Below are 14,138 nucleotides of genomic sequence, written 5' to 3'. Positions count from 1 at the left end.
GAAACAATCCGAAGCGAAAGCCGTGTTGCCCGATAAATTCTGACAGATTAATGTGGAAGTGGGTGCGGAGCTTGGGCTGATGAGCCGGGACGGGCCTGACCGGGGCCGGCCAGCCTGCGTATTAATTGTAATTTTGTGCGTCGTTTCGGGGCTTCATCGCGGTGAACAAATGAACGGTCACGCGATAAAATTGATGGTACCAGAAAATATTGGGCATGTCTCAGATTGCAGAGTTCTTCCGACCAAAGCTACCAATGCTCCGGCTTTTTGCTGGATCGATCAGTAGCCTAGCTGTTGGTGTCGTTGCTCAGGCTGTAGCTTTTGTACTTCTTGCCCGTTCTCTGGGCGCCGCTCAATTCGGCGAATTGACGACGATCAGTGCTGTGACGGCGCTGGCGAATACCTGGTGTGGGTTTGGTCCAGGCGAAGCGTTACGCCGAATCGTCAGCCGCGACTCTGCGCGATACGCCGAGGCGCTTGGTCACACCGTACTCATGATCCTGATCACAGGTGCAGTACTGACCGTGTTGGTCGTCGCGGGCATGCTTTTCGCTCCAACTATCGACAGGGGTAACCCGACGATTTGGTTGCAAATTCTGCTACTTTTGGTGCCGGTTAACGTGGCATTTCCTTCATTTTTTAACTTGGTCGAAAATATCTTTTTGGCGCGCGGGGATTTCAAAACCGCCAATCTCGTCAACGGTGGAACTGGGGTGGCGCGCGCGCTGGCCGCGCTCGTCGCATGTGGATTCTTTGGCGTAACCTCGCTGCAAAGCTGGGCTGTGTGGTGGACGGGTATCCACGTAGCCATCGGCCTTATCTGTCTTGCCATGATCTGGCGTTTTGGGCCTCCGCGCTGGCGCGTGCTTCGCCGGGAGGTATCGTTGGGGGGAAGTCTCGCCCTTTCCAGCTTCCTCATCACGCTTCGGCACAGCGTGGACGTTCTTGTACTGAGTGCTATCACGACGCCCGATTTCGTCGGCGTCTATGGCGCGGGCCGGAGATTGATCGGCGCGGCACTTGTTGTACCGGGCGCGTTTGACCGCGTCATTTATGGGAAACTCGCAGTTGCCGGCCGGGACGGGCCACTTGCCAGCCTGGCGCTTGCAACAAAGTATCTCCCTTACTCGATCGGGATTAGCGCGGCGACTAGTGTCTGCCTCTTCTTGATCGCGCCTTACATGTCATTTGTTTTCGGACACGCCTTCGTAGCGGCATCGGACGTCGTTAGAGCTCTCGCATGGACGGTGATTCCGACCGCCATCCAGTTTCTCGCGTTCGACGCCCTTAACGCCGCCGAGCATCACAAGATATCGACGATCGTTAGTGGTGCGACAAATGCCGTCGGTGCAATGATGGTTGTCCTGCTGGGCACGACCTATGGCACTTCCGGCATCTACGCCGCGCTCTACTTCTCGGACGTCTCACGCGGTGGAGGGCTGTGGCTCGCCCTCAGCCTGTCAGCGCGCCGCCAACGGCACGTGGCAGCGTATTAGGTCGCTGTTGGCCAATCATGAGGGGATGAAGGCCGGCAAGACCGGGGCCAGTCGTTGCGTGAGGTCGCATCTTGCATAGCTTGACCGCACCAATCGGCGGGGTGGGGTGGCCGCAAGGTTTAAGCATTCATCACGTTGCAAGTGCCTCAAACGCCAGGACCGCCGATCCCCAACCAGGCTGGAGTTGACTCAAGCTATCTGCCTGGAACGGAGGCTGGCTGGGCATGTTCAAACCGCTTTCGCTAGATCCTCAAGATCGCGTTGTGACCGCTGTTGCGGCGGCGCGCAGGCGGGGAGCGATCTGGGGTTGGGGCGGTCAGTATGAGCCGCTGCGCATGGCAACAAGGCGATGCTCACAAGGCGGCGCCCGACCGCGCAAAACTACCTAGCGATCGGTCGACGGGTTCGGCGCCGCATCGCCGTGCGCTTCAAGCAAATCGCCAGCAAAAATTAGGTCGATGACGCTGGATAGGCTGCAACCTGATCGGCGATTTCTCTAGTGGGTATAGCCATACTGTGAATAGTGCTTGTTGACGTAGTAGGTCCGGTTCTCGCCGTCGTACTTGTGAAGTCTGTCCATGTCGACTTTGTTCAGGACGACCCCGAGGGTATTCTCCGAAATGCCGGGCGCTCTGCCAAGCGCGTGCTCGACAACGTCGATTTTTGTGACGCCCCATTCGACAACGAACAGATATGCGTCGATCAGATGAGTTGTTGCCTTTGCATCGATAACGGGCGCAAGGGGCGGCAAGTCCACGATGATGTAAGCATACTCATCGCGCAGTTTGTCGATGAACATCTTCGTAAGTTGCGCGCCCATAATCTCGTTGCTTTGGACGAAAAGACCGTTGGTGATCGTAGGCAAGAACGAGAGATATTTCGACTGGTCGGACCAAATGGCATCCGCGAGCGGCGTCCTTCCCGAGATAACGTCGAGGAAGCCAACTTTTGCATTGGACGCCAATGTCCGAGTGAGCGCCGGATTTCGAAGATCGAAATCCAGAAGCATAACCTTTGCCCCGGCAGCCGCTATCGTAAGCGCGAGGGAGGCTGCGACTGTGGATTTACCCTCCCTGGGAAGCGACGAGGTCATGCCAATCACCTTGGCGCCTTTAACCGGGCAGTTGAGATCTATCGCCAATTTTATAGAGCGCATTGCCTCCGCATGGCTCGAAAGAGGGGCGTCAATGCTCGCCCAAGCGGGCCCTTTCGACCGTACAAGGCAGCGTTCTCCCTCCGGTGGAAGCGGGCGTGCTGGACTATTCTCGGTCTCCTCCTTCCAAAGCGGCACCGGTGTAATACAATCCATGTGCAGTTGCCGCTCAATTTGGCCAACACTGCGGAACACGTTGTCGGTAAACTCGCGAATAAAGGCTAGTCCAAACCCCAGGGATATAACTACACCGAGAATCACGCCGACGATCTTCAGCGTGGTTTTGTACTCGCGATCCAGGGCAGGGGCCGCGCGGGTGATAACCCTCGCCTCCGTGACCGGAAAGGACTTTTGCTCAACTGATTCCAGATATCGCTTGTTCAGATTGTCATACAGCTCCTTCGTGCTCGTTGCCGCACTCTCGAGCTCGCGCAATTTGACCTGATTGCGGTTGGACGATTCTGATTGCGAAACTGCCTGAGCCACCTCGGTCTCGAGACCCTTTTCCTTGCGGACGGCGAGATCGTAGTCGCTCTTGAAGGCCTCACCGACCCGGCGAAGCTCGTCAATCATGGCAGAGCGAACCTGCCTCGCCTGGTTGTGCAGATTGATCACTGCGAGGTGATCACTTCCAAATTTAGCCGACCATTCCCTCTCCTTGGTGGTGAGGTCGAGCAGCTGGGCTCGCAACTTCGCGATGGTGTCGTTGATGGGGACATCGGTGACCAACGCATTGGAATTATCGGCGGAGAGAGCGGATTGAACCACTGCGTTTACGCGATCGAGCCGCGCTTTCGCCTCAGATGTCTGTCCGCGGGCGGTCAACAACTGGCCATTGAGCTCGGCGAGCTGTTGCTCGCTCATTAGCCGCCCGCCGGTGTCGACAATGTTGTTCTTGACCTTGAACTCAACAACGGCGCGTTGAGCAGCTAAGGTCTGCTCTCGCGTTTCCTTGACACGGCCCTCCAGCCAGGTGCTTGCTTGCCGCGTTGCCTGGTACTTTGAATCCAGCTGATCCGCGATATACGCGTCTGCAAACGCATTGGCGAACCGCGCCGCTTGTTCGGGATCGCGGCTTTCGTAATTGATCTCGATGATCCATGCGATTCCGAGACGCTTGACGGTGAGATGCTTCTGAAGGACGGCGACCAGTTGCCGGGTATACTCAAATTCGGTTAGCGGCTTCGACGATCCAAACAGTCCGCCGTGCGGAGGCGGAATGTTGTCCGTCAGATGAAGCTGCTTGATGACCTCGAGCGCTAGTTTTTCGGACTTCAGGATCTCGAGTTGGCTTTCAACTGCCGATGATGAGTCGATGATCAACTCGCCGGCGGGCTGAAACAGCTGGAACTTGGCCGTGTCGATGCCTACAGTGGCGGTGGCCTTGTAGGATGGAGTTCCGAGGAGAATATAGAGGCCAGCTGAGCTCGTGGCCAATAGCCCTGCGAGACCAAGCACCCAAGCCTGACGGCGCAGAAATCCGAGCACCATCTGGATGTATTGGGCCGGTGAGCCTGAACCTGAAGATAAATTGGTCGTTTCCGGTTCGAATGAAGAAAGCTGATGACCTTTGCTTACGTGAAGCATAAAAAATCCAGATTAATTGCTGCATGGCCGATATAGATTTAAATCTAGCACGCTTGCCGGCCTTCTTCCATTGGGAACCCGGACCGTGCGCGATTAAAGATTGGATACTTCGGTTAAAGTTAAGATATTGAAATACAGTAGCAATTTTGGTGAGTGATTGAATTCGAGTGCGGTGCGGCCTAAAGCTGCATAAGTTTGGTCCCTACCGAGAGCGGGGCGACACTCCGAGATTTGGCGGTTGGAACCAAGGGGTTTCGGGAAAGTCATAATGCCTGAATTGTTAACGCGTCAGATGGACATTATCGCCGACCGGATATTCTCGCCGTCAAGCCCTGGTAAAGGTCCCGGTCTAATGCAGGCCGCCGCACAAGCGGCGCCGATTCCGGTACGATTATTGCTTGGCATTTTGGTTATTTTCTATTTTCCGGCGTTCACCATTCAACTGGCCATGGATGCGACCGGCCGCTGGGTCGGCTCGCCCCTACTTCAAATGATAACGATTGGTTCGGAGCTGTTCGTATTCGCGACCATTCTTGTGTCCCGACACACAAGAGCGCTTATCTCTCAATCTTGGCCGGTCTGGGTCCCGGTCATAGCTGCGTTCGCGTCTGCGCTCTGGTCGTACAATCGCGTTGGCACAATTCAGGCCGCCAATACCTACATGACGACGGCGCTGCTCGGCTTGATCATCGTCGGACAGCTACCGGGCTTTCAATCCATCAGATTCGTTGTCAGGACCATGGCGGTGGGATGTCTATTGAGCATCCTGTGGGTCTTCTTGTTTCCAGAGACAGCCGTCCACCAACTGACTGACCCGTACCAAACCGTTCACGCAGGCTTGTGGCGAGGAGTGTTCAGCCACAAGCAAGGCCTCGGTTACTTTTCCGGAGTGACGCTCGGGCTTCTGTTGTACTATCGAACTTCGATCTTTCCGGCGCCAGTATGGGCGTTCTTTCTAGCTTGCAGTGGCGCATGCTTGGTGGGTACGCAATCAGCCACTGGAATAATCGCCGCCGCGATTGCGCCCGCTTTTTTGTCAATGGCGTATTTCGTTGCCCGTCTGCCAGTTCCGCTGCGCCAGCCGATGTTCGTCAAATTCGCGATTGCTATCGGTGTCCTGGGTGCTGCGTTCAAACTCGGTATCCTCGATTATTTAATTGTAGGGACTCTCGGGAAGTCTACGGATCTCTCCGGTCGAGCCGAGTTCTGGCCGATCATTCTGCGGAATTTCTATAGCTCTGGTTACAGCTTATTTGGCGGGGGCTTCGGCGCCAGGATCGCGGCAGAAATGTCGGAGTGGAGTGTCGACAACGGTTACGTCGATAAATTTCTTGAGTTCGGCTACGTGTTCTCTCCTCTAATTTTTGGGACGTTCGTTGCGATCTTGTGGGGTGGGATCCGTTTGGTGATCGCGAATCCTGCCGAGCAGACGCGTACTAACATCTTCCCATTCGCGATTTGGTCAGTGACCCTCATCCTTAATATCACCGAAAGCAATTTCATGACGAAATGCCTGAGCACGGTGCTGACGTCGATCGCCGTTGGGCTGGTGATCCAGCAGACGCAATTGATTTCGTCCATTTCATTTTCTCGAAAGTCACCGGTCGAATATCGTCGAGTTGACTGACTTCAAGCAGTCGGACCGTTGCTCAAGCTTTGCGTAGCTTACCATCGAAGGAGTTCGTGATGATTCGACGGATTGCCGTGCTTCGGAAGGCCGACACGGCTTGCGGTGTGGCCGTGAGCAGTCTCGGCAGTGTATCAAGCCCTGAAAGCTCTTCCAGCAGCGGCTTTTCGTTGCATTTGGGGGCGCGACTATCATGAGCACCGTAGTAGAGCCCACGGCAGACGAGAAGCGTGAGGAGGGGGCCCGTGCTCACCGTCGTAAGCCGTCGATCATGGCGGATGTTCGTCCGGAGGTCGTCGCCGGTGGCATCATCAGGGATGATGGTGAAATCGATTTCTTTCTTCGGGCAAATGCGTTGCTGCAGCCGGGCATGACCGTGCTTGATTTCGGCGCGGGCCGGGGGGCGGTTTTTCTGAGCGGAAAGTGGGAACTGAGGGAGCGCCTTGCCAAGCTGCAAGGCAAAGTCCGGAAGGTCATAGGAGTGGACCCCGATGATGGTGTTCTCGAGCATCCTTTCCTAGACGAAAAGTACGTTGTCCGGGTTGATGAGTCGCTCCCCTTGGCGGACGAGTCGATTGATTTGATCGTCGCACATTGGGTCTTCGAGCACGTTCAGGATCCCTCGCAGCTAGCCGCCGACTTTCTTAGAGTTCTGAAACCTGGTGGCTGGATCTGTGCGCGCACGCCCCACCGCTGGAGCTATGTTGGGATCGCGGCTGGACTGCTCCCCGAAGGGCTCCAGCGTATGGCGCTGAGGTGGATCAAGCCACAGTTCGAGGCGCAGGATAAATTTCCAACCGCTTATAAGTTGAATTCATTTGGCGCACTGAGAAGGCACTTCCCGGTATCGAAATGGCTCGATTGCTCCTATGGCGTGAATTCTGCTCCGCGGTATCACTTCGAAAGTCGTTGGATGTTCAGGGTGCTGTCAGCATATCAAACTCTGGCTTGGCCCAAGACGGATATCATCGTGCTTATTCAAAAGCGGGCATAAGATAGTTGCTGCGGCCGTTCAGATCCTCAAGCAGCGCAGCTGAACGTTTATGGAATCGGCTCGGAAGAGGCGTTTAAGCAGGAATTGAGTTGAGACCGTGTCAGAACGTACCCACATGTTTGTCTCAGGCAGGCAACCGCATGCGCATGAAGGCTCGTATGAATTCGAGAGCGCGATCATTCGCATTGGGGCACTGCTGTGTCTTTCTTTTATCATTATCCACGCCTTCCTCCTCCTGTTTGACATGGCTAGTCCAGCCGCCTTCATTCGAGGAGATCGAGCGATTGATCGTCTCGATCATGTCAATCAACTTCTAGGGGCAGGTCCGTCGACAATTTTGAGCGTAGCTCTAAATTCGGGCGTTCCGGGGGATTTTCTGCAGCACGCAGCCCTGTACGCGGTTGGCGGTCGCCAACTCGTCATTCTCTGTCAAATTGCCCTCGGGTTGTTCACTCTTATCTTAGTCTATCGCTTTGTCGCGCGCGCATCCGGTAGCGTGAAGACCGGCGCTGCGACGGCTGCGCTCATCATCGTGATGCCCGGGGGGCTGTTGAACCCACATCTGTTGGTAACCGAAACCTGGTTTGCGGCGTTTCTGGTGACCGGCACGGTCTGTATTTGCTTGGCGGTTATCCGATCGTCCTATGCATATCTTTATCTCGGTTTCGCTAGCTTGGGACTAGCATCTTCCGTCCGTCCTCAGGGGCTTCTCGTCCCGTTGGCATTGGCCGCATACATCGCAGCCTCGATTCCGAAAGCGCGGAGGGCTTCAGTGATAGCCGCTCTGCTGGCTTATGGTATTTTTCCTATTTCATGGATGATGTTGAGATTGCTCCTGGTAGGAGACTTCGGCCTTGGTCCGTCGAATGCGGATCTTCAGACGAATTTGGCTCTTCGCGCTGATCGCATTCTGTCGCTGCCGCTGGACACCACGGGACGTCTTGGATTGTTGCCGTTCATCGAATTGGCCGCTGCTCATCCGCTGGCACTTCTGAATACACTTTATACCGACGCGTTCAATTTGGTCCTGAACCCGGGCGCCAATCACCTCTTCGGTTACTATTTGGGTTTGGGTGAAACGCCAGACGGCTTTTCGTGGCTCAAAACGAGAGATCAACTCGGGATGACCGGCGTTATTGCCGAACTACTGAGGCGGAACGGTGCGCTGGTGGCGCTGTTTGCGGTCTGGGCGGCCATCCACGCGACCTTACTTTTCGGGGTTGGCAGGGCCGGTGTGACGGTCTTTCGCGCAGGCCGCAGGACGCCCACGTGGATTTGGATCGTGCTGATAGTGATAGTGACCACGCTCTTGTCGGGGTTTGCTGCGGGCCTCGTAAGGTGGAATCTTCGATCCGGTGTGGAGCCGCTGCTCGCCATTCTGGCCGCCTATGGCCTTCTCGGAACCAAGGTGCAGACGTAATCGCGAGGGTACGATCTTCGGGTCGGATTATTCCGGCTTTCGAAATACGAAGATCTTGTCCAGCGCGTATTTCGCGGCATAGCCGGCTGCCAGGCCCAAGATTGCGCCGCCGAACTTCGCAGCGTCGGATTGCCACATATGCCAGAATGATAGTTCAGTTGCCCAAAACAAGGCGGTGGTAGCCACGCCGGAAGTCCCGTAAAGGAGGATCTTCTTCAGCTCCGTAGCGGATGAGGCGTACTGGTCGTCGAATATCCAGCGCTTGTCCAGAACGTATTTGATCGCAAAGCCTGCTGCGGTTCCAGCGAGCATCGATGCTGTGAGGGCCGTTCCAGACGCCCACGCTCGAATGACGAGCTCCTGCACAGCAACGTTGGCAAGCGTCGACAGGATCGCAAACAACACATATCGCGTAGCGACTGTCATTTCTCGTGATGCTGTCAAATGGCGGCAAAAAGAAGTGCCCCGACAATCAGGCCTGCCACGATGCTGTTCTTGTCGCGCAGCGCGAATGCGATCGGGTCGTCGTCCATGTGCCGTCGATGGGCCATCATCAGGGCTCGGCTAATCCAATACAGCAGCACCGGGCAAATGAGCCAAAGCAATTCTGGACGTCGATATAGCGAATGGACCGCATCGGACGAAATATAGAGCGCGAAGACCGTGATCGCATTGAATCCGGCGGCTGCGGCGAGGCCCGCGACAACATCGAGATCAGCGAGCTTGTAATTGCGGTTCTCCGGCTCGGGCAAGCCCGAATCGGTCCGTACGGCCAGCTCGACGTACCGCTTGATTAACGCCAGTGCCATGAAGAAAAACATCGAGAATGCCAGGAGCCACTCCGAAAACGTGACCTGGACAGCCACTGCGCCGGCCACGAGGCGGACGACATAGAGCATTGCCAACGCAATCACGTCGACCAGCATCTTTCGCTTGAGGACGAACGAGTATGCCGTTGTCAGCGCAAAGTAGCCGAGCAGGACAGCCAAGAACTGTAGCGACACGAACGTTCCAACCAGCGCGGATGACAGCAACAGTATCGGAATGGCTAAGACCCCTTCCGAGGGAGAAATCGCGCCGCTCGCCAGGGGACGATTCCGCTTCGTTGGATGCCGCCGATCTGCCTGCAAATCGGCAAGATCGTTCAGGACATAAACGCTTGACGCACACAGAGAGAAGGCGACGAAAGCAAGGAAAGCCTCTGTGATCACGCCAGGCGAAAATTTGTGAGCTAAAAACAGAGGAACGAAGATCAAGACGTTCTTGGCGTATTGGTGCACGCGTAGCAACTTCGCCCACGTGCGCAAGGTCGGCCGCTCAGCCGGCAGATGCTCGACCCCTTCACCACGCTGCGCAAGGATCCGTCTCACCGAAGCGGGAGCTCGAATTGCAATCGCTTCGGCAGCCTTGGCCCAGACCGGAAGATCTGCTCTGTCGTTTCCGATATAATCGTAACCGCGCTCCTCGAATTCCATAACGAGGCGTTCTGCCTTTGCGTTCGCGGCCAAGTTTACCGTCTGGTTCGACGCGAACCAGCCGGAAAAGAGGCCGAGGTGATCTGCGACCGCTTTCACCAAGCGTTCGTTGCTTGCGGACGCGAGGTAAACCGGGCGTCCCTCATCTCGTGCGCCCTCGATTCGTGCCAGTACAGCCTCGTCATAGGGGAGGGTCGCCGGATCGAACGCGGCCGACTCGGCCAGTTGGTGCTTTAGCGCGGCTTTGCCTTGCAGAAGAGCAGTGCAGAGACCTAGAAGTGACCGGGGGTTCCTTCCAAATTCGGAAAATCCTGTCTCGATGAGAAGGTCTGATCTCACCAGGGTGCCGTCGAGGTCGACCACCAAAGGTCTAGCGGGGATGCGGGAAGCGGCCTTGGTTGGATTCGGCGCAGTCGTCAACATCGTATCTGAACCTTCATAAAACAACGCAATGCAAATGATCTGAAATAGCAGCTTCCAAATCTAGACCGAACCGCTGGGATAAACGAGTCCGCCGCAGATGTTTCGTAAACGCGGCAAAGTAAACTGATTGCGATATCCTGGAGGAGGCAGTTGCAAGTTGCGGCTCCACAGGGGCATCCCCGGCGATTTAACCGAAGCCGGCGTATGATTGAAGGAATGGGGTCGCCAATACCCGATTAAACCGAGCGTGGCAGTCTCTTTTACTCCCAGGCGCTCCGGCAGTTGATTCTCAATGAGCCAACTTCCGCATTCAATTGCCGAATCTCGGCAGCCCGCCAACCCGGGGGAATTGAGGCTGCTCGATACCGCAAGGCAAATAATGGGGTAACCGGATACGGCCTGTGATGAAAATGAGCCCAAAAGTGTCACACTTTGAACAATCCCGGTTCCTAGCGATGCCTCAATGGGTAATTAACCATATTTTGTTGCGTTGAGGCGCAAGGTAGAGTGCGCACGGGGCATTGAAACTGCTGTCACTGGGCGATTGACTTAAAGGGGGCGACGTTTGCGGAATCCAATCAAAATTGGGGCATTTGCGCGCTTTGGGTCGAGTAACGCTCGAATAATTCAGTGGATGCAAATTAATAAAATTAAATGGCGCGTCCAATTAAATGGCGCGAAAGTTTCTTCAAACTCTACGATTATAAAAAGCCCGATCTTTATAGGTGTTCCTTAGTTTGAACCAGTATTTCGATCGCATCATCGCAGTTGCTGGCCATTCAAGGGGACTATCTAAATGGTTGCGCAGACTAATCCGCCCGTCATTTTGACGGCCTCTCCGGATAATATTGCCTTCGACACGGATCCTGGTGCGAGCTATTCCGATGAGCTTACGCTGGTCGGCACGGCCACACCCAACAGTACGATTACCGTCTATGACGGCAGCACCGTGCTCGGCACGGCAACGGCTAACAGCGCCGGCGTCTGGTCTTATGCGACGTCTTCACTGACGGATGGGACTCACAGTTTCACGGCAACCGCAACAGTCGCCGGCGTCACGAGTGCGGCGTCCTCGGCTCTGGTGCAAACGATCGCGGGAGAAATAGCCAATTTCTCGCCGCTGACCGACCAGTGGTCGGCTCCCATCTCAGTCGGCGGCATGCCGTATTATGTCGAAAACGCCAACATTAACGGCAACGCGCCCTGGGCAATCACACAGCTCGACAGCCACACGCTTCGATTTGAGGTGCGCCCCAACGATGTCTGGGCGGACAATGACAGTCATCGTAGCGAAATCAGCGGTGGCACGGTCTTTTCCGCGACTTCGACGATAGATCTATCCTATCAATTTACGGTTCAGCCGGGGTTCAATGACACGAGCAATAACCTGGCTTGGCAAATTCTCGGGCAGTTCCACGGGGACGACAATGATCCGACGTACCAATCAATACAAGGTGGCAGTCCGCCGTTCGCGTTCCACCTGACGGGCGCGAATGGATATGGCGAGGGCGACTATCTTGCCATCCAGGCATTCTATGCCCTTCCTGGCCAAACCCAGTGGACCGCTGCGACACTGCCGGGCGATCCCCTGAACGGCTATCTGTGGGTTTCTCAGACGCCGATCGTTCGCGGTCAACCCATTGACGTCCATGTCGAAGTCAACTTCCAGAACAATTCGAGCGGATTCCTGGAGGTCTGGATCAACGGTCAGCAGGTCGTCGACTATCACGGTGCGATCGGATATGGCGGCGGCGTCTATTGGAAAGAGGGGGTTTACGAGGGCTGGTCCAGCAATCAGACCATCACAGTAGACTACGCGAACACGGTCATCACGTCGAAGCCCGGTGCGCCGCTCATCCTCGGAAACGTGGTGAACGGCAATCAGGTCATGCTGAATGGCACGGCTCAGGCGAACAGCATCATCTCGATTTATGATGGCACAACCAAGCTTGGTACGGTGACTACATCATCCAGCGGCTCATGGTTTTATGAAACCAATGCGCTGTCGGTGGGCGGTCATAGCCTTACCGCAACCGCAACCGACGGTGCCGGGAATGTTGGAGCGGCATCCACCGCGGCAAGTGCGACGATCGCCGCGTTTACGGGTCCGATTATCACGAAGGTCACAACATCCGCTCCAACCGGGGAGACCGTGACCGGAAGCGCCATCACGTTCACGCTGAAGATGAGCTCGGCGGTATCGGTGACGGGAACTCCGACGTTGACGCTGAATGATGGTGGCACGGCGGTCTATAGCGGCGGATCCGGCACCAATTCCCTGACCTTCACGTACACTGTTGGAGCGAACGACAGCATCGCTAAGGGACTTGCGATCAGCGGCGCTAACCTGCCGAACGGCGCATCGATCACGGATAGCAGCGGAAACGCGGCGATTCTGACCGGTGCGGCCGTCCAATTTCCCGGGGTCATTATCGACACGCAGCCGGTCAAGACGCCGGTTTTCGGGGACCCCGTGGACAATGGCAACGGGACCTTTACATTCACGGGGACGGCGGGCGCAAATACGACCGTTTATTTTTCGACGCCCTACGGCACCGTCTTGGGAAACGCGCCGGTCGACAGCACCGGTCACTGGTCCTTTACCACCCCCACATTCGCCGGCAATACTTGGAATAGCATCCAGGCTTACGACGTTAATTCGCTCGGAGATATCAGCGCGATTGGCAGCGAAAATGGAGTTGGGTTCGGAAACAATTCAAACCTGCCTCCTTCTCCGGCCATTACGGGCAACGCCTTGGTCGGAAACGTTGTTACTCTCTATGGCTCAGTGACGGCTGGCTACTCGATCACCAAAGTCACCATTTTCGACGGCACGACGCAAATCGGTACGGCCACGATAAATAGCGACAACACATGGTCGTTTACGACAACTGCCTTGCCGAACGGTGTCCATAATTTCTCCGCCAAGGTAACGAATGCGACGGGTACCAGCGCTGGTTCCGTGCCGGATTCGATTACTGTCGGAACGGTTACGTCCCCCGTCGATACGACCGCGCCGACAGTATCGTCGGTGGCGGCCTCGGGCACCGGGATTACCTCGGGGAACGGCACCATTGGTGTCGGTAGCGTGGTGACGCTGACGGTGAACCTGAGCGAGGCGGTGACGGTGGCCGGCGGCACGCCGACGCTCACGCTGAACGACGGCGGTACGGCGACCTATGCGGGCGGCTCGGGCACCAGCGCCCTGACTTTCAGCTACACGGTGGCAGCCGGCCAGAACACCTCCGACCTGGCGGTGACGGCGGTCAACCTGAACGCGGCGACGGTGAAGGACAGCGCCGGCAACGCTGCCAACCTGGCCGGCGTGGTGACCAACCCCTCTGGGACGTTGCAGATCGACACCACGACGCCGACGGTATCGTCGGTGGCGGCCTCGGGCAGCGGGATCACCTCGGGGAATGGCAATCTGAATGCCGGCGACGTGGTGACGCTGACGGTGAACCTGAGTTCTGCGGTGACGGTGGCTGGCGGCACGCCGACGCTGACGCTGAACGACGGCGGCACAGCGACCTATACCGGCGGCTCGGGCACCAATGCCCTGATCTTCAGCTACACGGTGGCGGCCGGCCAGAACACCTCCGACCTGGCGGTCACGGCGGTCAACCTGAACGCGGCGACGGTGAAGGACAGTGCCGGTAATGCCGCCAACCTGGCCGGCGCGGTGACCAACCCGTCCGGCACGCTGCAGATCGACACCACGGCGCCGACGGTATCGTCGGTGGCGGCCTCGGGCACCGGGATCACCTCGGGGAACGGCACCATTGGTGTCGGCAGCGTGGTGACGCTGACGGTGAACCTGAGTGAGGCAGTGACGGTGGCCGGCGGCACGCCGACGCTGGCACTGAACAACGGCGGCACGGCAACCTATACCGGCGGCTCGGGCACCAGCGCCCTGACTTTCAGCTACACGGTGGCAGCCGGCCAGAACACCTCCGACCTGGC

At 56.7% G+C, this 14,138-nt stretch carries 8 protein-coding genes; 5 read left to right on the top strand and 3 right to left on the bottom strand.

What is annotated here, in order from left to right; genetic code table 11:
• The first annotated feature begins 215 nt into the window (after nucleotides 1-215).
• Nucleotides 216-1,496, top strand: coding sequence for a lipopolysaccharide biosynthesis protein (locus AYJ54_RS06975; RefSeq protein WP_063697737.1), 1,281 nt, complete (start codon nucleotides 216-218; stop codon nucleotides 1,494-1,496).
• A gap of 496 nt (nucleotides 1,497-1,992) precedes the next feature.
• Here AYJ54_RS06975 and AYJ54_RS06970 read toward each other — a convergent pair whose 3' ends face one another.
• Complete coding sequence (locus tag AYJ54_RS06970) at nucleotides 1,993-4,236, bottom strand: polysaccharide biosynthesis tyrosine autokinase (RefSeq protein WP_063697734.1); 2,244 nt, start codon at nucleotides 4,234-4,236, stop codon at nucleotides 1,993-1,995.
• Between the two features lie 268 nt (nucleotides 4,237-4,504).
• Between AYJ54_RS06970 and AYJ54_RS06965 the strand changes: the two genes are divergently transcribed.
• The 3 genes from AYJ54_RS06965 (at nucleotide 4,505) to AYJ54_RS06955 (ending at nucleotide 8,277) form a co-directional block, all read left to right on the top strand.
• Nucleotides 4,505-5,863: a hypothetical protein gene (locus tag AYJ54_RS06965; protein WP_136623506.1), complete on the top strand. Its 1,359-nt coding sequence runs from the start codon at nucleotides 4,505-4,507 to the stop codon at nucleotides 5,861-5,863.
• A gap of 193 nt (nucleotides 5,864-6,056) precedes the next feature.
• Complete coding sequence (locus AYJ54_RS06960) at nucleotides 6,057-6,857, top strand: class I SAM-dependent methyltransferase (protein ID WP_082905520.1); 801 nt, start codon at nucleotides 6,057-6,059, stop codon at nucleotides 6,855-6,857.
• Nucleotides 6,858-6,954: 97 nt separating this feature from the next.
• Entirely contained in the window at nucleotides 6,955-8,277 is a 1,323-nt protein-coding gene (locus AYJ54_RS06955; protein ID WP_136623505.1) for a glycosyltransferase family protein, read from the top strand.
• Nucleotides 8,278-8,304: 27 nt separating this feature from the next.
• Here the strand turns inward: AYJ54_RS06955 and AYJ54_RS06950 are convergent, their stop codons facing one another.
• Together AYJ54_RS06950 and AYJ54_RS06945 are read right to left on the bottom strand one after the other, a co-directional pair.
• Nucleotides 8,305-8,703 (bottom strand): GtrA family protein, encoded by a 399-nt coding sequence (locus AYJ54_RS06950; RefSeq protein ID WP_063697725.1) that lies wholly within the window; start codon nucleotides 8,701-8,703, stop codon nucleotides 8,305-8,307.
• A 14-nt stretch (nucleotides 8,704-8,717) separates the two neighbouring features.
• Entirely contained in the window at nucleotides 8,718-10,175 is a 1,458-nt protein-coding gene (locus tag AYJ54_RS06945) for a UbiA family prenyltransferase (protein ID WP_063697722.1), read from the bottom strand.
• 796 nt (nucleotides 10,176-10,971) lie between these two features.
• On the opposite strand from AYJ54_RS06945, the gene AYJ54_RS06940 reads away from it, so the two are divergent.
• A partial coding sequence (locus AYJ54_RS06940; RefSeq protein WP_136623504.1) for a heparin lyase I family protein occupies nucleotides 10,972-14,138 on the top strand: 3,167 nt, incomplete at its 3' end.

This window comes from Bradyrhizobium centrolobii, assembly GCF_001641635.1.
Classification (GTDB): Bacteria; Pseudomonadota; Alphaproteobacteria; order Rhizobiales; family Xanthobacteraceae; genus Bradyrhizobium; species Bradyrhizobium centrolobii.
Note: the sequence above shows the minus strand (reverse complement) of the source record. Positions and strands in the feature narration are given on the sequence as shown.

Coding starts and splice junctions, on each gene's coding strand:
- AYJ54_RS06945 (WP_063697722.1), bottom strand. CDS start 10,175: ATGTTGACGACTGCGCCGAATCCAACCAAGGCCGCTTCCCGCATCCCC.
- AYJ54_RS06970 (WP_063697734.1), bottom strand. CDS start 4,236: ATGCTTCACGTAAGCAAAGGTCATCAGCTTTCTTCATTCGAACCGGAA.
- AYJ54_RS06975 (WP_063697737.1), top strand. CDS start 216: ATGTCTCAGATTGCAGAGTTCTTCCGACCAAAGCTACCAATGCTCCGG.
- AYJ54_RS06965 (WP_136623506.1), top strand. CDS start 4,505: ATGCCTGAATTGTTAACGCGTCAGATGGACATTATCGCCGACCGGATA.
- AYJ54_RS06950 (WP_063697725.1), bottom strand. CDS start 8,703: ATGACAGTCGCTACGCGATATGTGTTGTTTGCGATCCTGTCGACGCTT.
- AYJ54_RS06960 (WP_082905520.1), top strand. CDS start 6,057: ATGAGCACCGTAGTAGAGCCCACGGCAGACGAGAAGCGTGAGGAGGGG.